Below are 18543 nucleotides of genomic sequence, written 5' to 3'. Positions count from 1 at the left end.
AAAAACTGACAAAGATTGATATTTTTTCCGGCTTCCTGGGCGCCGGCAAGACCACGCTGATCAAGAAGCTCATCAAGGAAGCCTTTGCGGGCGAGAAGATCGTCCTGATCGAGAACGAGTTCGGCGAGATCGGCATTGACGGCGGCTTCATGCGGGAGGCCGGCATCAAGGTCAACGAGCTCAACAGCGGCTGCATCTGCTGCTCGCTGGTGGGTGACTTCCGCGAGGCCCTCAAGCAGGTTGTCGAGACCTACCATCCCGACCGCATCCTCATCGAGCCGTCCGGCGTCGGCAAGCTCAGCGACGTGACCCGCGCCGTCGAGGGCGTGGCCGAGACGCTGCCCGTCCGGCTCAACAGCTTTGTGACGGTCGCCGACGTCAACAAGGTCAAGCTGTATATGAAGAACTTCGGCGAGTTCTACGATGACCAGGTCAGCCATGCTTCCTGCATCCTGCTCAGCCGCACCGGCACCGCCGATGAGAAGAAGGTGGCCGCTGCCGTCGAGATGCTGCAGCAGAAGAACCCCACCGCGACCATCGTCACGACGGACTGGAACGAGCTGACCGGTGCCCAGATCGTCTCGGTCATGGACGGCAAGCGCGACCTCGTCGCCGAGCTACTGGCCGAGGCCCAGGCGTCCAACGCCGCCCATGCCGGCGAGGAGGAGCACCATCATCACCACCATCATCATGACGATCATGACGAGGAGGAGCACGAGCATCATCATCACGACGGCGAGTGCTGCTGCCACGATCATGACGATCATGATGAGGACGAGCACGAGCATCACCATCATGACGGCGAGTGCTGCTGCCATCATCATCACGACCATGACGCCGACGAGGTGTTCACGAGCTGGGGCCGCGAGACGGCCCGCCGCTACACCCGCGAGGAGCTGGAGCAGGCGCTGACCGCGCTGGATTCCGGCAAGTACGGCGCCGTGCTGCGTGCCAAGGGCATTGTGGACGGCACCGACACCTGGTACGAGTTCGACATGGTGCCCGGCGAGCACGAGATCCGCACCTGCGGCCCCGACGTGACCGGCAAGCTCTGCGTGATCGGTTCGGACCTCAAGGAGCACGAGGTGGAAGCGCTGTTCCGCCTGTAAGGCAGAAAAGGAGGCCAACATGGCACAAAGAGAGATCCCCTGCTACCTGTTCGTGGGCCAGCTGGAGAGCGGCAAGACCAAGTTCATCCAGGAAACGATGGAGGACCCGCAGTTTGACTCGGGCGACAAGACGCTGCTTCTGGTCTGCGAGGAAGGCGAGGAGGAATATGACCCCGACCGCTTTGCGTTCGGCGGGGTGACGGTGGCGACGCTGTCCGACAAGGCCGAGCTGAACCGCCAGAATCTGCAGGCGCTGGCCACCAAATCGGACTGCGGCCGCGTCATCATCGAATACAACGGCATGTGGCTGGTGCAGGACCTGTACGATGCCATGCCGGACAACTGGCTGATCTATCAGTGCCTGGCCACCGCCGACGGCACGACGATCAAGACCTACGCCAACGACAACGCGATGCGGTCGCTGCTGCTGGACAAGCTGCGCGGCAGCGAGCTGCTCGTCGTCAACCGGGCCGAGAAGGTCAACGACGAGGAGAGCCGCCAGCTCATCCACAAGCTGGTCCGCCAGGCCAGCCGCCGCTGCGACATCGCCTACGAGTTCGCCAACGGCAGCGTGGCCTATGACGATATTCCCGACCCGCTGCCCTTTGACGTGACTGCGCCGGTCATCGACATTCCGGCCGAGTATTTCGGCGTGTGGTATATGGACTGCATGGACGACGCCCAGAAGTATGACGGCAAGACCGTCCGCTTCCTCGCGCAGGTCTGCCAGACCTCCCGCGCCGGCAAGGACAGCTTTGTCCCCGGCCGGTTCGCCATGACCTGCTGCATCCAGGACATCCAGTTCGTCGGCTTCCCCTGCCGCTATGACGACTACAAGAGCCTCAAGCAGCGCGACTGGATCACCGTCACCGCCAAGGTCAACCTGAAATACCATCCGATCTACAAGGGCCAGACGCCGGACTCGGTCGGTCCGGTGCTTACCGCCACCGCGATCGAGCCCGCCGAGGCCCCGCGCGATGACGTGGTGACCTTCAGTTGACCGGGGCCGTTCTGGACCGGGTGATGCGCCAGGCCGCCCTGCTGGAGCGGCAGGGACGCTACGCCGTCACCCGCCGCTGCATCCAGCATGGCAATGTGACGGTCTATGCCCACTGCCTGCGGGTGGCCTGCCTGGCCTGTACGCTGGCCGGCTGGCTTCACCTGACGGTGGACGAGGATGCGCTGATCCGCGGGGCGCTGCTCCACGATTATTTCCTCTATGACTGGCACGACCCCGACAACGGCCACCGCTGGCACGGCTTCACCCACCCGGCCACCGCGCTGCAGAACGCCCTGCAGGACTGGGACCTCAGCGATGTGGAACAGGACATCATTGCCCGCCATATGTTCCCGCTGACGCCGGTGCCGCCGGCCTGCCGCGAGGCCTGGCTGGTCTGCCTGGCCGACAAACTCTGCGCCGCGGGGGAAACCTGCTTCAGCCGCGGGATGCCGCAGCTTTCGCGCAGTCAGAACTGATCCAAACACAAAGAGCCTGTGACCCCAAGGGTCACAGGCTCTTTTTCTCTGACTTATTCGGCCTTGGCCTTGTCCCGGATGGCAGCCATCATCGACCGGATGTCGATGTGCTGGGGGCACTTGGTCAGGCAGGCACCGCAGGCAATGCAGTGCTCGGCGCGGGTCGCCTCGGGGGCGTCGGCGTAGTTTTCCCGCAGGTTGGCGGCGCTGTCGCCGTGCAGCCGGTGGTCGTTCCAGACCCGCAGCATGGCGGGAATGTCCACCCCGGCGGGGCAGGGCATGCAGTACCGGCACGCCGTGCAGGGCACCAGCTTCTGGGCCCGGAACACCTCCAGGGCCTGGTTCAGCGTGGCCTGCTCGGCGGTGGTCAGCGGCACAAAGGGGTCCATCGAGGCGGTGTTGTCCACAACCTGCTCCAGCGTCGTCATGCCGGACAGTACGCAGAGCACCCCCGGCAGACTGGCCACCCAGCGGATGGCCCAGCTGGCCAGGCTGCGCTCGGGTTCGGCGGCGCGCAGCAGATCGGCGGCCTCGGGGCAGAGGGTGTTGAGCATGCCGCCCCGCACCGGTTCCATCACGATGACCTGCAGGCCCGCGGCCAGGCAGATCTCGTATTTTTCGCGGCTCTGCTGGTAATCCCAGTCAAAATAGTTCAGCTGCAGCTGGACAAAATCCCAGTCGCCGGCGGCCAGCACCTCCCGCAGCAGGTCGGGGTCCCCGTGGAAGGAGAAGCCCAGACGGCGGATCTTGCCGGCCTTGCGCAGCTCGTTGAGCTGGTCGTAGGCGCGGTACTTGACATAGTTGGGCCAGCTGCCGCTGTGGACCGAGTGCACCAGATAGAAGTCAAAGTAGTCGGTGCGGCAGTTTTCCAGCTGCTCGGCAAAAATGCGGGGCACGTCCTCCTCGCTGTGCAGGAACCAGCCCGGCAGCTTGCTGGCCAGATGATAGCTGTCCCGGGGATAGCGGGACAGCGCACGGCCGCAGAACTTCTCGGACATCCGGCCGTGGTAGGGATAGGCGGTATCAAAATAATTCACACCGTGGGCATAGGCATAGTCCACGATGGCCTGCGCCTTCTCCTCATCAATGCTGGTGGGGTCGGCGGGGTTGGTCAGGGGCAGACGCATCGTGCCCAGGCCCAGCAGGCTGATCTTGCTGTCCCGGTCGGTGCTTTGGGCCGGATTGCGGCGGCAGACGCGATATTCCATCAGGATTCCTCCTCACAGTCGGCGCAGCCGTCGCAGTCCTGCGCCGCATCGGTGCGGGAACCGCCGGCCAGCGCCGGGTCAAGACGTTCGGCAACTTTGATCATCAGCGCACATTCGATGCGCTTGCGGAACACCTGGCAGCCGTACTCATACACGCCGTGAATGTCGCCGGTGGCGTGCAGCGCGTTGGCCGCACAGCCGCCCGCGCAGTACAGCCGCGCCCAGCAGTCCTTGCAGTCCGGACGGGCATAGACGTTGCAGAGCTTGAACTCGTCGCGCAGCGCGGTGTTGGTCACGCCGTGCCAGATGTCGCCCAGCTTGTAGGCCGGATCGCCGACAAACTGGTGGCAGGGATACAGGTCACCCCACGGGGTGACGGCCATGTACTCGGTGCCGGAACCGCAGCCCGAAATCCGCTTGTAGATGCAGGGGCCGTGTTCCAGGTCAATCATATAATGGTAGAAGGTGATCGGGTGGCCGGCCTTCTCGCGCCGGAGCATATCCTTGGCCAGCAGCTCGTACTGGTCAAACAGCATCGGCAGATCGGCCTCGGTCAGGGCCTCGGGGCTGCCCGGCTTGCTGACCACCGGCTCCATCGAGAGCTCGTCAAAGCCCAGATCGTCCGCCATGTGGAACAGATCGTTGGTGAAGTCGGTGTTGTAGTGGGTGAAGGTGCCCCGCATATAGTAGCCCTTGCCGCCGCGCGCCTTGACCAGCTTCTGGAACTTGGGCACAATGCGGTCATAGCTGCCGTTGCCGGCCAGGTCCTTGCGGAACCGGTCGTTGACTTCCTTGCGGCCGTCCAGCGAGAGCACGACGTTGTAACATTCGCGGTTGGCCCACTCGATGACTTCGTCGGTGATGCCGATGCCGTTGGTGGTCAGCGTGAAGCGGAAGTTCTTGCCCTTCTCCTTCTCGACGCTGCGGGCGTAGGCGACCAGCTGCTTGCAGACCTCGAAGTTCATCAGCGGTTCGCCGCCGAAAAAGTCCACTTCCAGGTTGCGGCGGGTGCCGCTGTTCTCGATCAGGAAATCCAGCGCCCGCTTGCCGGTCTCAAAGCTCATCAGACCGCTTTCGCCGTGGAACTTGCCCTGGGCGGCAAAGCAGTATTCGCAGTTCAGGTTGCAGGTGTGGGCCACATGCAGGCAGAGCGCCTTGACCACCGACGACCGGTTCTTGAAATCAAAGGCGCGGTCGGCATAGATGTCCTCGGCAAACAGCTTGCCGGCGGCGCGCAGCTCGTCAATGTCATCCAGGCAATCCGCGATGTCGGCCTCGGTCACTTCGGGATGGCTGCGGTATTTGTCGGCCAGCAGGGCCGCGGTCTCGGTGCGGGAATGGCCGGCGTCGATCAGCGCGATGGCATCGTACGCCACGTCGTCCACCGCATGGACGCTGCCGCTGTACACGTCCAGCACAATGTTGTAGCCGTTGAGTTTATACTGATGGATCATACAATTCCTCATATCATAAAAATAACCGGGAGCACCTCGGTCAAGGCAGTCCCGGCAGAAAAGCCAGTCAAATTACTTCTTTTCGCAAGGCTGGTTGGCAATGCCGCAGCTGGTCTTGCAGGCGCTCTGGCAGGAAGTCTGGCACTCGCCGCAGCCGCCGTTCTGGAGGCTCTTCGCCATGTCACGGGTCTCGAGAGTCTGAATGTGCTTCATGAAAAGTCACTCCTTTATCATCATTGGATTTCCTTTATCATACACGCAACGCCCGCACTTTGTCAAGTGAGCACCGCAATGTTTTGCCCGTCGCCGCCGCCCGTGTGGTGCAGCCGCGTCCCGGTCTGCCGCAGCGCCCCCGTCAGGGCAAGAAACTCCTCGGTGATGCGCTCGCCCGGGGCGATCAGCGGCACGCCGGGCGGGTACGCCCACAGGTATTCCGCGGCCGTGCGGCCGGCCGCCTGCGCCTCGGGCAGCAGGGTGCGGGGCCGGCGCAGCGCCTCGGCAATCGTGCAGACCGCGGGGCCCGGGTCGGGCAGCACCGTCCACACCGGGTCGGGCCCGCCGGGGTCCTCGCCGTCCAGCACCAGCAGGGCTTTGGCAAGCCGGTCGGCGGCGTCGGGGGCGTCGCAGGGGCTGGTCATTGCCAGCACGCAGTTCCCGCAGGACATCTCGGTTTCCAGGCCGAACCGGGTGCGCAGCCGGTCGGCCAGCGCGGCGCCGGTCAGCCCGGCCCCCCGGATCAGCAGCTTGCCCGCATCGTGCGTAAAGATCGCCGGATGCCCGGCCGCGCGGTCCTGCCCGTGGCAGAGCACCCGCAGCCGCCGCAGCGGGCGGATGGCCTCGTCAAAGCGGTCCAGCGCTTGGCGCCAGCCGGCAAACCAGCGCTCGCCCTCGGCGGCCAGCAGCCCGGTGCAGCCGTCCAGACTGGCCATCAGCGGGTAGGAGGGGGAACTGGTCTCAAAAATATCCAGCTGGCGCTCCACCTCCTCGGCGGGGACGGCGTCCCCGGCCAGATGCAGCAGCGCGGTCTGGGTCAGGCTGGGCAGCGTCTTGTGGGGGCTCTGGATCACAAGATCCGCCCCCGCCGCCACGGCCCCGCCCTGCCAGCCGTAGGGCGCGGCCAGCGGCAGATAATGCGCGCCGTGCGCCTCGTCCACCAGCAGCGGCACCCCGCGCGCATGGCAGAGCGCCGCAATGCGCTCAAGGTCGGACAGCGCCCCCTCGTAGGTCGGGCTGGTCAGCAGCACCGCCGCGGCGTCGGGGTATTCGCGCAGGGCGGCTTCCACCTCGGTGGGTGACACGCTGCCGTAGATGCCGAACGCCCGGTCGCGGTCGGGCATCAGCCAGCGGACCTGCAGATCGTTGAGCTCGATGGCATGGTAGGCCGATTTGTGGCAGTTGCGCGCACAGAGCAGCACCCGGCTGCGGCGGGTCATCACGGCGGCCCGCACCGCGGCCAGGATGCCGCAGGTCGAACCGTTGACCAGATACCAGCTGCGCCGGGCCCCCCACAGGGCGGCGGTGCGCGCCATCGCGTCGGCCAGGATGCCGTCGGCATCGTGCAGGTCGTCCACGCCGGGCACCTCGGTCAGGTCCCAGGCATAGGGCAGGCCGGGGGCGGGACAGACCCGCCGTTTGTGGCCCGGCATGTGCAGCGGATACAGCCCCGAGGCCGCATAGGCCTGCAGCTGGGATTGCAGCAGATAGGGATTCATCAATACCTCCGGTACAGTCAGGGCAGAACCACCCGGGCCGTGCTGCCCGAGCGGGTCTTGCGGACAAGAATCTGGCGGGGAATGCGGTCCTGCAGCGCCTCGACATGGCTGATGATGCCCACCAGCTTGTCGGCGCCGGCCAGGGCGGTCAGCGTGTCCACCGCTTTCTGCAGGGCCTCGGCGTCCAGTGTGCCGAAGCCCTCGTCCACGAAGAGGGTGTCCACCGTCACGCCGCCGGCGCTCTCCTGGATCGTGTCGCTGATGCCCAGCGCCAGGCTCAGCGCAGCCAGAAAACTCTCCCCGCCGGACAGCGACGCCACCGGCCGCGTCTTGCCGGTGTAGGCGTCAAACACATCCAGTTCCAGCGCGGTCTTGCCGGCAATGTCGGCCCCGCTGCGGCGCCGCAGCGTGTACTGCCCGCCGGTCATCCGGGTGAAGCGGCGGTTGGCCGCCGCCACCACCCCGTCAAAATAAAAGCTCTGGACATACTGCTCAAAGGGCAGCTTCTGTTTCTGGGGCAGATTGCCGTTGATGGTCTTGCTCAGGCAGTCCATCACGGCGGCCTGCTGCCGCGCCTCGTCGGCCCGGCTCAGGGCACGGCGCAGCGCCTGAACGCCGGCCCGGTTGGTCTCCAGCCGGTGATGCAGGTCGGCCGCCCGGCTGCGCAGCGCATCGCGCTGTTGCTGCTGTTCGGTCAGTGCCCGGCTCATCGCCTCGGGGTCGGGCCGGTCGTCGGGGTTGCCCGCCCGGTCGGCCAGCGTGGCGGCCTCGGTCTCGGCCGCGGTCACCGCATCGGCAAACCGGCGCCGCTCCTCGGCGGTCCGGTCCAGCGCACCGCACAGCGCGTCATACTGCGCCTGGGTCTGCGCCCGGGCCTGTTCCATCTCGCGGGCCGTCGGCCAGGTCAGGCCGCGGCGCAGCTCTTCCAGCCGGGCCGCCGTCCGCTCGGACTCGCCGCGGGCCGCTTCCAGCGCGGTGCGGGCGGTCTCCTGGGCCTCGGTGCGGCGGGGCAGTTCGTCGGCCAGTGCCGCGCGCCGCCGGTTCAGCCGGTCCAGCTCTTCCAGCCGGCTGCGCAGTTCCCGCCGCCGGGGTTCCAGCGCTTGCAGCCCCGCTTTGAGCCGGGCGTTCTGGCCGCGCAGCGCTTCGAGCAGCCGGTCGGGTTCCAGCTCGGCGGCCGCCGGGCCGGTGTACTGTCTGGCGCGCCGTTTCAGAAAGGCGTCGGCGTCGCGGTAAAAGCTCTCCCGCCGGGTCGTGAAGGCGGATTTGGCAGCCCCCGACTGCTCGGCGGCCTTGCCGGCTTCCCGCTGCAGCCGGTCGGCCTTCTGGCGGGCGGCCGTGCAGGCGGCCTCGGTCAGATGGGAGGGAACCGGTGCGGCGGGGTGCGGGTGATCGGTCGCGCCGCAGACCGGGCAGGGCTCGCCGTCCCGCAGCTCGGCGGCCAGCAGTCCGGCCCGCGCCGCGTTGAGCTGCCGCCGCTGGTCGTCCGCTTCCCGGGCGGCGCGGTCGGCGGTCTGCTGCTTGGCACGGTAGGCGGCCAGAAAATCCTGCCATTGCCCGTAGGCATCCGCCAGGGCGGCGCCGTCGGCCAGCAGCTTCTCACAGCTCGCCTGCTGCCCGGCGGCCAGCTCGGCGGTCTTTTCGAGGGTGTCCAGCTCGGCCTGCGGTGCCCCGCAGGTGCGGATCTGCTCCTCCAGCCGGTCCCGCTCCGCCGCGGCGGCCTCGGCAGCCTGGCGGGCGGCCGTCAGGGCGGTCTGGGCGTCGGTGACCCGGCGGTTCGCCGCGGCTGCGGCCTGTTCCAGCGTCCGGAGGGTCTCGTAGCGGGGGGCCAGCTCCGCCATCGTCCTGAGCTGCAAGGCCAGCGCATCCCGCTCGCCGCTGCGGGCCTCGACGGCCTTCCAGGCGGCTTCTTTGGCGGGACGGGACGCCGTCAGCTCCGCGGCCCGGGCCCGGGCGCGGGCCAGCGAATCCAGCAGGGCGGCCCGGTCCCGGGCGGCGCTGAGCCGGGCGTTCTGCTCGCCGATCCGGGCATCCAGCGCCGTGATCTGTTCCTCACAGCGGGCCGCGGCGTCGGCATCGGCGTCCAGCATCTCGCCGATCCAGTCGGGCAGCTGGGCGGCGCGGTAGACGTCGCCGCTGCGCTGGATCTCGGCCAGTTCCTCGGTGTGGGGACAGCCCGGCACCGGCAGCAGACTGCGCAGCTGCTGACAGACCGCCGCATTGGCCCGGTCCACGGCGTTCTGGGCCTCGGTGGCTTTGGTGCGGGCTGTGTTGGCCAGCCGCTGGTAGCTGCCCGTGTCGAACACCCGGCGCAGAATTTCCGACCGGTCGGCGCTCGACGCATTGAGCAGCCGGGCAAAGTCGTTCTGGGCGATCATCGAGATCTGGCAGAACTGCCGGCAGTCAATGCCCAGCAGGTCGGTCACGGCGGCCGTCACGGCCTTGGCGCCCGTCACGGGCGGGTCGGGTTCCCGCAGCAGCTCGGCGGAGCCGGGCACCGTGGTCAGACCGGTGCCCCGCCGCTTGGCGCGCAGCTGTTCCGGCGACCGGGTCACGGTGTAGCGCCGGCCCCGGTGCAGGAATTCCAGCGAGACAAAGGTGTCGGCCGCGGGGTCGGCGTAGTCGCTGCGCAGCATGTTGGGAGCGCGGTAGGTGCCGGTCGCCTCGCCGTACAGTGCAAAGGTGATGGCGTCGAACAGGGCGGTCTTGCCGGCGCCGGTGTCGCCGCTGACAAGAAACAGACCGCTGCCGCCGAACGGGGTCAGGTCCAGCTCACAGCGGTCCGCATACGGCCCGAAGGCCGAGACAATCAAACGAAGGGGTTTCATAGGGCGGCCTCCTCCCGCAGGGTGCGCAGCGCGGCGGCCTCGGCGTCGGTCATCGGGCGGCCGTGCATCTTCTCAAAAAATCCGCCGAACAGCTCCTCAAAGCTCAGAGCGCGCAGCCGGGCCGCATCGGCGGCCGGACCGGCGCCGTCCTCCTGTGCACCGAGGGCGTAGTCCAGCTTCATCGCGTTGGGGTAGGCGGCGCGCAGTACCTTCATCGCGTCGGGGCGCGGCGTGGGGTCGGTCAGCGTCGCCCAGATGTAATCCTCGGGGTCGGTCACGGCGGCGGGGTCGGTCAGCCGGTCCAGCGGTCCGGTCAGATGCCGCATCGCCCGGCGGGGATGCAGCGTCACCAGCTCGGGCTCCGCCCCCGCGGCGGACAGCGTCACCACCACGGCGCTCTTCTCGGCCCCGCACTCGTCCAGACTGTAGCACAGCGGACTGCCCGCATACCGCACGGTGTCCCGGCCCACCCGCTGCGGGCGGTGGATGTGCCCCAGCGCCGCATAGCAGTACCCGTCCAGCCGGGCCGCATCGGCGGCCTGCACCGTGCCCACATGGACATCCGCGGCGCAGCTCTCACTGCCCGCACAGTCCGGCATCCGGCCGCCCGCAATGATCATCTGGTGGGCAACCAGCACCCGGCGCCCGTCGGCGGGGGCGGCGGCAGCCAGCGCGGCGGCCAGCGCGGTATCCTCGTCCTGGATGGCGGCCTCGGGGGCAAAATGCCGCACCGTGGCCGGGCGCACAAAGGGCAGCAGGTCAAAGGTCACGGGGCCGAACGCATCCTCCAGCACGACCTGACGCGGCGCGCCGGTGTACTGCCCGGCCAGAAAAATCCGCTGCCCGCGCAGCAGCCCCGCCGCATAGTCCAGCCGTTCGGCGCTGTCGTGGTTGCCCGCCACGGCCAGCACCGCCAGCCCCCGGGCCGCCAGCTCGGTCAGGAACCAGTCCAGCAGCAGCACCGCCGCGGCGGGCGGTACCGGGGCGTCGTAGATGTCCCCGGCCAGCAGCACGGCGTCCAGATGCCTGCGGTCGCACAGGTCGAGCAGCTGTTCCAGCATGGCGCGCTGGTCCTCCAGCAGGTCAAACCCGTTGACCCGCTTGCCCAGATGCAGGTCGGCAAGATGCAGCAGTTTCACGGCAGCACGCCCTCCTTCAGCGCCACAACTTTTCCCAGGTCGCCAGTTCCAGCGTCACGCCGGGCAGGACCTCCACGGTCTCGACATCGCTCTTGCGGAACCGGCATTTCTTGCAGAAACTCTCCGCCTTGAGGTCCCGGGCCCATACCTTCAGATACAGACGGCTCCGCCCGTCGCCCTCGGCCAGTTTCTGGGCGTAGGCCACAACGCCCCGCCCGATGCCCTGCCCGCGGGCTTTCTCAAGCAGGAACAGCCGGGACAGACAGACCGCCCCGGCGGGCGCCAGGTCCAGCGCAAAATAGCCCACGGCCTCGCCGCCCAGCTCGATCAGAAAGTAGTTCACCGTGCCGCTGTGAATCTGGTCGTCGGTCAGGTCGGCACTCTGGTAGGTGTCGGCCAGCGCACGGGCCACCTTGGGGGTCAGCTTGTGGTAATGCTGCACAAAGATCTCCTGTGCCAGTTGTTCAATCTGCTCCACATAGCGGGTCTTGGTCACTTGCTTGTAAATCGGTTTCATCGCTTCCTCCTCATTCCACGGTCACACTGGCCCGGGCGGGCAGACAGGCGGCCCAGTCGCCCTCCTTGCGCAGCACGCCGAACCCTTCGCAGGTATGGTCGGGGCAGGGGCTGTCCACAAAGCGGATGCCGCCCCCGCTGACTTCCAGATGGATGGTATAGTAGCCGGTATCAATGTCATAGCGCTGATCCCGGTCGAGCGGGATGCGCAGCTCGGTGTTCTCATCGCCGTAGGTCAGCACGGCGGTGTGCCCGGCGCCGGCGCCGGCCCGGCCGGACAGCAGCCACAGCAGCAAGGCGGCGGCCAGCACGACGGCCAGGAACACCAGATTCATGCGGGTGGATTTGTTTTTCAAAGCAGTTTCCTCAATCGGGATCAAACTTCAGCGTCAGGGACATGCCGTCCCGCCCGGCCTCGGCCGGGGCAAAGGCCTGCCGCGCCGCCGCAAGACCGGGTCCCGGATCGGTCACGGCGGCACTGTAATGGGTCAGCCACAGCCGCCGCACCCCGGCCCGGGCAGCCAGCTCCCCGGCCTCGCGGCAGGTGGCGTGGCCGTACAGCCGGGCCTTGGGCAGGTCGGCGTCATCGGCATAGGTGGCGTCCATCATCAGCAGGTCGGCGTCCCGGGCGGCTTTGCGCAGCGCCGGGCAGGGGCGGGTATCGGTGGCGTACACGACCTTCAGCCCCCGGCGGGGCGGCCCCAGCACCTGGGAGGGCAGAAATCCCTCCGTCGGCCGGCCGCTCTGCAGCACCGACCAGCAGCGCAGAGGAATGTGGGCGGCGCGGGCCCGCTCGGGGTCAAACCGCCCGGCCCGGGGCAGCGTCAGGGCGTAGCCGCAGCAGTCCACACGGTGCCGCAGCGGAAAGGCCTCCACCTGCCCGCAGGGAATTTCAAAGCTGCCGCGGCCGTCCGTCAGTTCCTGCAGACGCAGCGGAAAGGGCAGCGGCCCGGCCAGCGCATAGAGGACGCGCACGACCTGGCTGAGCCCCTCGGGCCCCGCCACAACCAGCGGCGCCGTGCGGCCCAGGGCGGCCATCGTCTGCCACAGCCCCGGCAGACCGAACAGATGGTCGCCGTGGTAGTGGGTCAGCAGGACGGCATCCATCTTGAAAATGCTCACGCCCCAGCGCCGGGCCGCGGTCTGGGTGCCCTCGCCGCAGTCCAGCAGTACGGTGGAACCGCCCACCGTGATGCAGGCCGAAGCCAGCGCACGGTCGGGCAGCGGCTGTGTGCCGCCGGTGCCCAGCAGCGTAACGGTCATCACGGCGCAGCCCTCCTTCCGGCAAAATCCATATCGGTATTATAGCACATCCGCCCGGCGGTGCAAACCGCCAAACTTACACAAAACCATGTAGAAAAATTCACAGCTGCCGCGTATCATAGACAGAAACACCGATTTTTCTGTCATTCCGGGAGAGGACTGTTCACTATGAAAAGGATTCGTTTGTTGGGATTTGCCGCGCTGCTCACCGTCATGCTCTGCGTGCTCTGCGGGTGCAGCGCCGAGGACTTCCGTCTGCCGCAGCAGATCGCGCTGCAGACAGGGCAGCAGTGTTCGCTGCCCGGCGAGCTGCGCTATACCGGGGACCTTTCCGAGGTGACAACCCAGGACCGGCAGGCATTTCTGGCCGCGGCCGGGTCGGCGGTCGTGCACTTTGCCTCCACCGATCCCGATGTCGCCGCGGTGGACCAGGGCGGCGTCGTCACGGCCCTGACGCCGGGCACGGCCACCGTGCTGGTAAGCTGCGTGGACCTGGACTTCTACGCCGAGGTGCAGATCACCGTACATACCCCCGGCGCCACGCCGGAGACTGCCACGCCGGAAACCGCGACACCGGAGACTGCCACCCCCGAGACTGCGACGCCCGAGAGCGCCACCCCGGAGAGTGCTACCCCGGAAACGGCTACGCCCGAGACGGCCACACCGGAAAGCGCTACCCCGGAGAGTGCGACACCCGAGAGTGCCACCCCTGAGACCGCAACACCGGAAAGCGCGACTCCGGAAACCGCCACCCCGGAGACCGCAACGCCCGAGACCGCCACCCCTGAGACTGCCACCCCGGAATCCGCGACGCCCGAGAGCGCCACGGCGGAGACAGCGGCTCCGGGCCCCTCGGCGCCGGGGTCTGCCGATACCGGGAAAACGGCGCCGGCCGCCTCGCCCGAACCGGGCGGCACCGAACAGCCGCCGACCCATGAGCCGCTGCGGGAGTGGCTGCGATCGGCGGGGCAGACCGTGCGGAATTTCTTTGCGGGGCTGTTTGACGGGGGAGACCCCACGGCCTGACCCGGGCCGCCCTTGCCAAATCCCCCGGCGTGTGTTAAAATGACTGTATTATGCGCAAATGAGGCACCGAAGGAGGGAGCGGCAGTGAAAATTTATGAATCCGCCGAGGATTACCTCGAGAAGATTCTGATGCTGACCGAGCGCAACGGTGCGGTGCGGTCCATCGACATTGCCAACGAGATGGGCGTCACCAAGCCCAGCGTGAGCATTGCGATGAAGAACCTGCGCCAGGCGGGGTATATCTCGATGGACGGCAACGGTTCCATCGTGCTGCAGCCCAAGGGCCTGGAGATTGCCACCCGCATCTATGGGCGGCACAAAAAGCTGACCCGCTTCTTTGAGGCCATCGGCGTCGATCCCTCGGTGGCGTCGCGGGATGCCTGCAAGATCGAGCATGACCTGAGCGCCGAGACCTTTGAAAAGCTGGTCGCTTTTGCCGAAAGCCAGCATCTTCTTCCCGAATCCTGACAAACTGCACGACCCCCGGAAGGAATCACCTTCCGGGGGTCGTTTTTTTGGCTCAGCTCTCCGCGATGCCGAAGAAATACTTGTTCAGCCGCAGCTTGTTGGCCTCGTACAGGCCCAGCTGCTTGTACAGATCCTTATAATAGGCCGAAAGCTCCCACCGGGTGGTCAGGGCGTCGATGGGGTTCAGATGATGCACGGCGCTGTCGGGGTTCTGCACATAGTTGTAAATCGGGGTGGACAGCGCGTAGAACGTTTCGGCATACCGGATGAAGCTCAGATTGAAATACAGGTCCTCGCTGAAATCCAGCTCCTCGTTGCAGCACACGTCCTCGTGCTGGCGCACCAGGTCGGCGCGGTAGAGTTTGTTCCACATCACGCCGTAGTAGAAGCTGGCCGGTTCCTGCATCAGCCCGCAGGCAAACGCTTTCTTGTTCATCACGCCTTCCATCAGAAAGCCGAAGGTCTGTACCCGGTGATTCGGATCCAGAATCGGGTCAAGGGCCCGCTCCACGACGGTGTCGCGCACGGCCTCGGGCAGCCGGGCCGGCGGTTCAATCCGGTTGTAGTGGGCAATCACCATGTCCGCCTGGTAGGCCTCGGCCTTCTCCACCAGCAGCTGGGTCGCGTAGGGCTGCAAAAAGTCATCGGCGTCCACGAACTGCAGGTACTTGCCGTGCGCTTTGCGCATGCCCAGGTTGCGGGTGGACGAGACGCCGCTGTTCTCCTTGTCGATCAGCGTGATGCGCCGGTCAATGCCCGCATAGGACCGGCAGACCGAAAAGCTCACATCCTTGCTGCCGTCATTGAGCAGCAGAATCTCGAGATTCCGGTAGGTCTGACGCCGGATACTTTCGATACAGCGTGCAATATGATCGGCGGCATTGTAGATCGGCACAATGATGCTGACCAGCGGTTCACAGGTTGACTCAGACGGCATACGGCGGCCCTCCTCTGCGGCGATACTCTGGTCACACTATACCGCAAAATCCGCCAAAAGGCAAGCGTCAGTCCGCCGCCCCGGCCAGCTCGCTCACCGCCACGGCCGGCACATACACCACACAGAAACTGTGCAGCGGTTCGCCGTCATCGGTGCAGGAGGTCTCGCCCTCGTCCACCACATACTCCCAGCAGGGGAACAGCAGCGTGCTGCCCCGGTAGCACAGCCGCGCACAGACCAGCCGGTCGGGGTCGGCCAGCTCCTCGGCGGTCAGCGAGGAACTGCCCACATAGTTGCCGGCGGCCAGTTCCCGGTCGGCGGCCTCCCGGTCCAGCACCGGGTAACGGCCCAGCTCCTCCATGGGAGGATCGGTCAGCTGCAGCGAGGCCAGCCGCCCGTCGGTCCGGAGCGAGAGCGCAGCCCGGCACCCCGGCCGGGATTCAAACTGCAGGGTCGCCGACATCGTTTCGCCCGTGGTGGCGCAGTCCCCGCCGTCCGTGATGCTGCGGTACCCGTCGCCCAGCAGCCCGGACAGCAGCGCGCCGTACCGCTCGCCGGCCTGCCCGGCGGCCTCGTCGGCCCCGGCCCGGGTGGTGACCGACAGCAGCGGGTCCTCCGATTCGCCCTGCACCGTCACCGACAGATCGTTGGAGACCGTGACGCGCAGCCCGTCCGGCCAGGCGTCGCAGACCGGCACCTGTGCGGTCAGCCGGGCCGCGCCGTTCCAGTATTCCCGCAGCACCTGGTCACCCCAGCCGTACTGTTCGGCCTTGCTGCGCAGCTTGTCGGCGGTCTGCTGCAAAGCATCCAGCCCGCCCGCATAGTCCGAGACCAGCTCCGCCGTGTCGGCCTGGGCACTGTCCGCTCCCAGGGCGGTCAGCACCTGCCGCAGCCGGCTGCGCATCGCGTCCTCATGGACCTCCTCGGTCAGCGTGCTGCGGTAGACCGGCATCTCGTCGGACGGCGTCAGTCCCTCGGCAAAGAACAGCTCCTCCGCCCGGCGGGCCATCAGCGAAACGCTTCCCGCCCCGGCGTTGTCCTCCAGCTGGGCCGCGGCCTCGGTGCCGTTCAGCGCCCCCGCGTACTGCGCCGGCGCAGCGGCGTCCGCCAGCATTTCGGGGGAACCCTCGCTGCGCAGGTCGGCGACAGCCTCGCTGCCGGTTCCCGGACTGGCCGCGCCGGAGCTGCCCCGCAGATACCAGACGCCCAGCAGCGTCACGCACAGACAGGCGGCCGCCGGAAGCACCCGCCGCAGGATCGTCCGCGCCCTGCGGCGCGGGACGGCATCGGCCGCCAGCACCAGATCGTCGTCCAGCTGGCCGATGACCTCAAACAATTCTCGGGCCGTCATACGGCAACGCCCTCCTTCTGTAAAAATACCCGCAGTTTTTCCCGGGTGCGGTGCAGCGTGACCCGCACCTTTCCTTCGCTGATGCCGTACCGTGCCGCAATGGCGGCGGTGGCATCGCAGTACCAGTACCGGCGGATAAAGAGGTTGCGCGGTTCCTCGGGCAGCCCGCGCAGAAAGTCGCTGATCGCCCGGGCGGTCTCGGCACTCTCGGCCTGCCGGGCCACCTGGTCGGCGGCGGGCAGACAGCCCTCCAGCTCCTCCAGGATCAGCTCGGTCTGACCGCCGCCCCGCTTGGCGGCCGTCTGCCGGTCCCACAGATCCAGCGCCAGATTCCGGGTGATCCGCCCCAGATAGGGCGCCAGCCGTTCCGGCCGGTTGCGGGGCATGCTGCGCCAGGCCGCCAGCCAGGTGTCGTTCTCACATTCCTCGGCATCCCGCCGGCTTCCCAGCAGATTCAGCGCAATGCGGCGGCAGTAGACGCCGAACTTTTCCGCCGTGCGGGCAATCGCCTCCTCGTCCCGCGCCCAGTACAGGGCCACGATCTCGCGGTCCGTCATGGCGGCCACCTTCCTTTCTTCTCTTCTGTCTATGATATAGGAAAACACCCCGCCCGCGTTACAGTGCCCGACAAAAAAAGCAGGCCCGAAAGCCTGCACAACGATTACAGCATATGCTTTTTGTGAAGAATCCAGGCAGCCGCCGCACAGATGGCCAGCGTCAGGGTGCACACGATGCCGAACCCGTGGACCGAGGCCGCGAAGGGGACACCGGTGGCACTGACGTTCATGCCGTACAACCCCGAGATGACGGTCGGCACGGCCATCAGCAGCGTGATGGAGGTCAGGTATTTCATCGCGTTGTTCAGACGGTTGTCCAGAATCGAGCTGAACAGTTCGCGGGTACCTTTGATATCGTCGCGGTAGATGCTGGTCATCTCGATGGCCTGCCGCATCTCGACGATGACATCATCGAGCAGCTCCATATCGTCGGGATACTGTTCCAGCCGCTTGTAGCGGGTCAGCCGGTCCAGCACCGTGTGGTTGGCACGCAGCGAGGTCGCAAAGTAGACCAGGGTGGATTCCAGGGAATGCAGTTCCATCAGATCACTGTCGCGCAGTGTGCCGGCAAGGTTCTTCTCGATCTCCTGACGGCGGCGGTCGATGAGCCGCAGCTCCTGCTGGTACATCGAGGCGGCCCGGTACAGAATCTGATAGACGAACCGCATCTTCTTCTTGGTGGAGAAATCCCGCACCCGCCCGGCCACGAAATCGGTCAGTACCGGGGTCTCGACCGAGCAGACCGTCGTGATGGTGGTCTGGGTCAGCAGGATGCCGAGCGGGATGGTGGTGTAGACGCCCTCCCCGGCCCCGGCGCTCTTGATGGGAATGTCCACAATGATCACCGTGTAGCCGTCCTCCAGACTGATCCGGGCCGATTCCTCGGGGTCAAGGGCGGCCTGCAGGTCGGCCGGCTCAATGTCGAGGGTCGCCGCCACCTGGCGCACCTCGGACAGTTCGGGAGCCGTCAGGGAGATCCAGGTCCCCTCCGTGATTTCAGAAGCACGGGTCAGATGCCCGTTTGTCGTTGCATAGATTGCCAGCATTCACATCACCGCCGTTCATTTCCAGTTTCCAGTATAGCGGGTTCGCAGACAAAGCGCAAGAGCCGAAAAAGGGAAGTTTGGCTGCTATTATAAGGTAGAAACTTTGCAGACTCCGGCAGAGAAAGGAATCCGCGCAAAAAGTTTTGAAAAAACTCGAAAAAAGGGGTTGACATTCTCTGGAAATGTGGTATTATAAATGAGCTGTCGCGAGAGACAGCGGCCGCCGAAAGGCTCAGGGAATACGCTGGAACGTCAAGAAACCCGGAAAAGCCGGATGACTTGCTTGATGAGAAAGCGCTCCCGGATCTCGAAAGAGATTCAAAAAAATATCAAAAAAGTGCTTGACAAAGCAAACACGATTTGATATAATAAATGAGCTGTCCGGGACACCGGCAGCGGTCACAGGACCTTGAAAATTGAACAATACTGAAACTTGTGGAACCTTAATCGTGATGG

At 66.3% G+C, this 18543-nt stretch carries 19 protein-coding genes; 5 read left to right on the top strand and 14 right to left on the bottom strand.

Going from position 1 to position 18543, the window contains the following annotated elements; genetic code table 11:
* Window positions 1-5: 5 nt before the first annotated feature.
* From U0L91_RS08135 to U0L91_RS08125, 3 genes are read left to right on the top strand one after another with little or no spacing between them, the layout of a single operon-like run.
* Entirely contained in the window at window positions 6-1109 is a 1104-nt protein-coding gene (locus U0L91_RS08135; protein WP_330045990.1) for a CobW family GTP-binding protein, read from the top strand.
* Between the two features lie 19 nt (window positions 1110-1128).
* Window positions 1129-2109 carry a TIGR03943 family putative permease subunit gene (locus U0L91_RS08130; protein WP_330045935.1) on the top strand — a complete coding sequence of 327 codons (981 nt, stop codon included), beginning with the start codon at window positions 1129-1131 and terminating at the stop codon, window positions 2107-2109.
* Window positions 2106-2585: an HD domain-containing protein gene (locus tag U0L91_RS08125; RefSeq protein WP_330045933.1), complete on the top strand. Its 480-nt coding sequence runs from the start codon at window positions 2106-2108 to the stop codon at window positions 2583-2585. Before U0L91_RS08130 ends, U0L91_RS08125 begins: the two co-directional genes overlap by 4 nt.
* 53 nt (window positions 2586-2638) lie before the next feature.
* Here U0L91_RS08125 and U0L91_RS08120 read toward each other — a convergent pair whose 3' ends face one another.
* The 9 genes from U0L91_RS08120 to U0L91_RS08080 form a co-directional block, all read right to left on the bottom strand.
* A complete protein-coding gene (locus tag U0L91_RS08120) occupies window positions 2639-3793 on the bottom strand; it encodes an aldo/keto reductase (RefSeq protein ID WP_330045931.1) in 1155 nt (384 codons plus the stop codon).
* On the bottom strand, window positions 3793-5247 hold the full coding sequence (gene scfB, locus U0L91_RS08115; protein WP_330045929.1) for a thioether cross-link-forming SCIFF peptide maturase: 1455 nt from the start codon (window positions 5245-5247) through the stop codon (window positions 3793-3795). The genes U0L91_RS08120 and scfB overlap by 1 nt, the downstream gene beginning before the upstream one ends.
* Window positions 5248-5319: 72 nt before the next feature.
* Complete coding sequence (gene scfA, locus U0L91_RS08110; RefSeq protein WP_320866602.1) at window positions 5320-5460, bottom strand: six-cysteine ranthipeptide SCIFF; 141 nt, start codon at window positions 5458-5460, stop codon at window positions 5320-5322.
* Between the two features lie 62 nt (window positions 5461-5522).
* The gene (locus tag U0L91_RS08105) at window positions 5523-6959 is read right to left on the bottom strand and encodes an aminotransferase class I/II-fold pyridoxal phosphate-dependent enzyme (protein ID WP_330045925.1); all 1437 of its coding nucleotides are present in this window, start codon (window positions 6957-6959) and stop codon (window positions 5523-5525) included.
* Window positions 6960-6976: 17 nt separating this feature from the next.
* Window positions 6977-9784, bottom strand: coding sequence for an SMC family ATPase (locus tag U0L91_RS08100; protein ID WP_330045923.1), 2808 nt, complete (start codon window positions 9782-9784; stop codon window positions 6977-6979).
* On the bottom strand, window positions 9781-10923 hold the full coding sequence (locus U0L91_RS08095) for an exonuclease SbcCD subunit D (RefSeq protein WP_330045920.1): 1143 nt from the start codon (window positions 10921-10923) through the stop codon (window positions 9781-9783). The genes U0L91_RS08100 and U0L91_RS08095 overlap by 4 nt, the downstream gene beginning before the upstream one ends.
* 16 nt (window positions 10924-10939) lie before the next feature.
* The gene (locus U0L91_RS08090; protein WP_330045919.1) at window positions 10940-11440 is read right to left on the bottom strand and encodes a GNAT family N-acetyltransferase; all 501 of its coding nucleotides are present in this window, start codon (window positions 11438-11440) and stop codon (window positions 10940-10942) included.
* A gap of 10 nt (window positions 11441-11450) precedes the next feature.
* Window positions 11451-11795, bottom strand: a complete 345-nt coding sequence (locus U0L91_RS08085; protein ID WP_330045917.1) for a NusG domain II-containing protein — start codon at window positions 11793-11795, stop codon at window positions 11451-11453.
* 10 nt (window positions 11796-11805) lie between these two features.
* Window positions 11806-12702, bottom strand: a complete 897-nt coding sequence (locus U0L91_RS08080) for a ribonuclease Z (RefSeq protein WP_330045989.1) — start codon at window positions 12700-12702, stop codon at window positions 11806-11808.
* 168 nt (window positions 12703-12870) lie between these two features.
* Between U0L91_RS08080 and U0L91_RS08075 the strand changes: the two genes are divergently transcribed.
* Window positions 12871-13728, top strand: coding sequence for an Ig-like domain-containing protein (locus U0L91_RS08075; protein WP_330045915.1), 858 nt, complete (start codon window positions 12871-12873; stop codon window positions 13726-13728).
* An 84-nt stretch (window positions 13729-13812) separates the two neighbouring features.
* Complete coding sequence (locus U0L91_RS08070; RefSeq protein ID WP_330045913.1) at window positions 13813-14196, top strand: metal-dependent transcriptional regulator; 384 nt, start codon at window positions 13813-13815, stop codon at window positions 14194-14196.
* A gap of 52 nt (window positions 14197-14248) precedes the next feature.
* On the opposite strand, the gene U0L91_RS08065 is transcribed toward U0L91_RS08070, so the two are convergent.
* The 5 genes from U0L91_RS08065 to U0L91_RS08045 all read right to left on the bottom strand — a co-directional run.
* On the bottom strand, window positions 14249-15133 hold the full coding sequence (locus U0L91_RS08065) for a glycosyltransferase family 2 protein (RefSeq protein WP_330045912.1): 885 nt from the start codon (window positions 15131-15133) through the stop codon (window positions 14249-14251).
* 67 nt (window positions 15134-15200) lie between these two features.
* Entirely contained in the window at window positions 15201-16484 is a 1284-nt protein-coding gene (locus U0L91_RS08060) for a hypothetical protein (RefSeq protein ID WP_330045909.1), read from the bottom strand.
* Window positions 16481-17041 (bottom strand): RNA polymerase sigma factor, encoded by a 561-nt coding sequence (locus U0L91_RS08055; protein WP_330045987.1) that lies wholly within the window; start codon window positions 17039-17041, stop codon window positions 16481-16483. The genes U0L91_RS08060 and U0L91_RS08055 overlap by 4 nt, the downstream gene beginning before the upstream one ends.
* 104 nt (window positions 17042-17145) lie before the next feature.
* Window positions 17146-18087 (bottom strand): magnesium transporter CorA family protein, encoded by a 942-nt coding sequence (locus U0L91_RS08050; RefSeq protein WP_330045907.1) that lies wholly within the window; start codon window positions 18085-18087, stop codon window positions 17146-17148.
* Between the two features lie 232 nt (window positions 18088-18319).
* Window positions 18320-18543, bottom strand: a 224-nt coding sequence (locus tag U0L91_RS08045; RefSeq protein ID WP_330045905.1) for a hypothetical protein, incomplete at its 5' end; no start/stop codon positions are given.

Source organism: Gemmiger sp. (genome assembly GCF_036306485.1).
Classification (GTDB): Bacteria; Bacillota; Clostridia; order Oscillospirales; family Ruminococcaceae; genus Gemmiger.
This window is presented reverse-complemented; position numbering and strand designations above follow the sequence as displayed.

Bases quoted from the DNA above. Each gene is read 5' to 3' on its own strand.
- U0L91_RS08080 (WP_330045989.1), bottom strand. From the start codon at position 12,702: ATGACCGTTACGCTGCTGGGCACCGGCGGCACACAGCCGCTGCCCGAC.
- U0L91_RS08120 (WP_330045931.1), bottom strand. From the start codon at position 3,793: ATGGAATATCGCGTCTGCCGCCGCAATCCGGCCCAAAGCACCGACCGG.
- U0L91_RS08090 (WP_330045919.1), bottom strand. From the start codon at position 11,440: ATGAAACCGATTTACAAGCAAGTGACCAAGACCCGCTATGTGGAGCAG.
- U0L91_RS08105 (WP_330045925.1), bottom strand. From the start codon at position 6,959: ATGAATCCCTATCTGCTGCAATCCCAGCTGCAGGCCTATGCGGCCTCG.
- U0L91_RS08065 (WP_330045912.1), bottom strand. From the start codon at position 15,133: ATGCCGTCTGAGTCAACCTGTGAACCGCTGGTCAGCATCATTGTGCCG.
- U0L91_RS08055 (WP_330045987.1), bottom strand. From the start codon at position 17,041: ATGACGGACCGCGAGATCGTGGCCCTGTACTGGGCGCGGGACGAGGAG.
- scfB (WP_330045929.1), bottom strand. From the start codon at position 5,247: ATGATCCATCAGTATAAACTCAACGGCTACAACATTGTGCTGGACGTG.
- U0L91_RS08060 (WP_330045909.1), bottom strand. From the start codon at position 16,484: ATGACGGCCCGAGAATTGTTTGAGGTCATCGGCCAGCTGGACGACGAT.
- U0L91_RS08100 (WP_330045923.1), bottom strand. From the start codon at position 9,784: ATGAAACCCCTTCGTTTGATTGTCTCGGCCTTCGGGCCGTATGCGGAC.
- scfA (WP_320866602.1), bottom strand. From the start codon at position 5,460: ATGAAGCACATTCAGACTCTCGAGACCCGTGACATGGCGAAGAGCCTC.
- U0L91_RS08050 (WP_330045907.1), bottom strand. From the start codon at position 18,087: ATGCTGGCAATCTATGCAACGACAAACGGGCATCTGACCCGTGCTTCT.
- U0L91_RS08130 (WP_330045935.1), top strand. From the start codon at position 1,129: ATGGCACAAAGAGAGATCCCCTGCTACCTGTTCGTGGGCCAGCTGGAG.
- U0L91_RS08075 (WP_330045915.1), top strand. From the start codon at position 12,871: ATGAAAAGGATTCGTTTGTTGGGATTTGCCGCGCTGCTCACCGTCATG.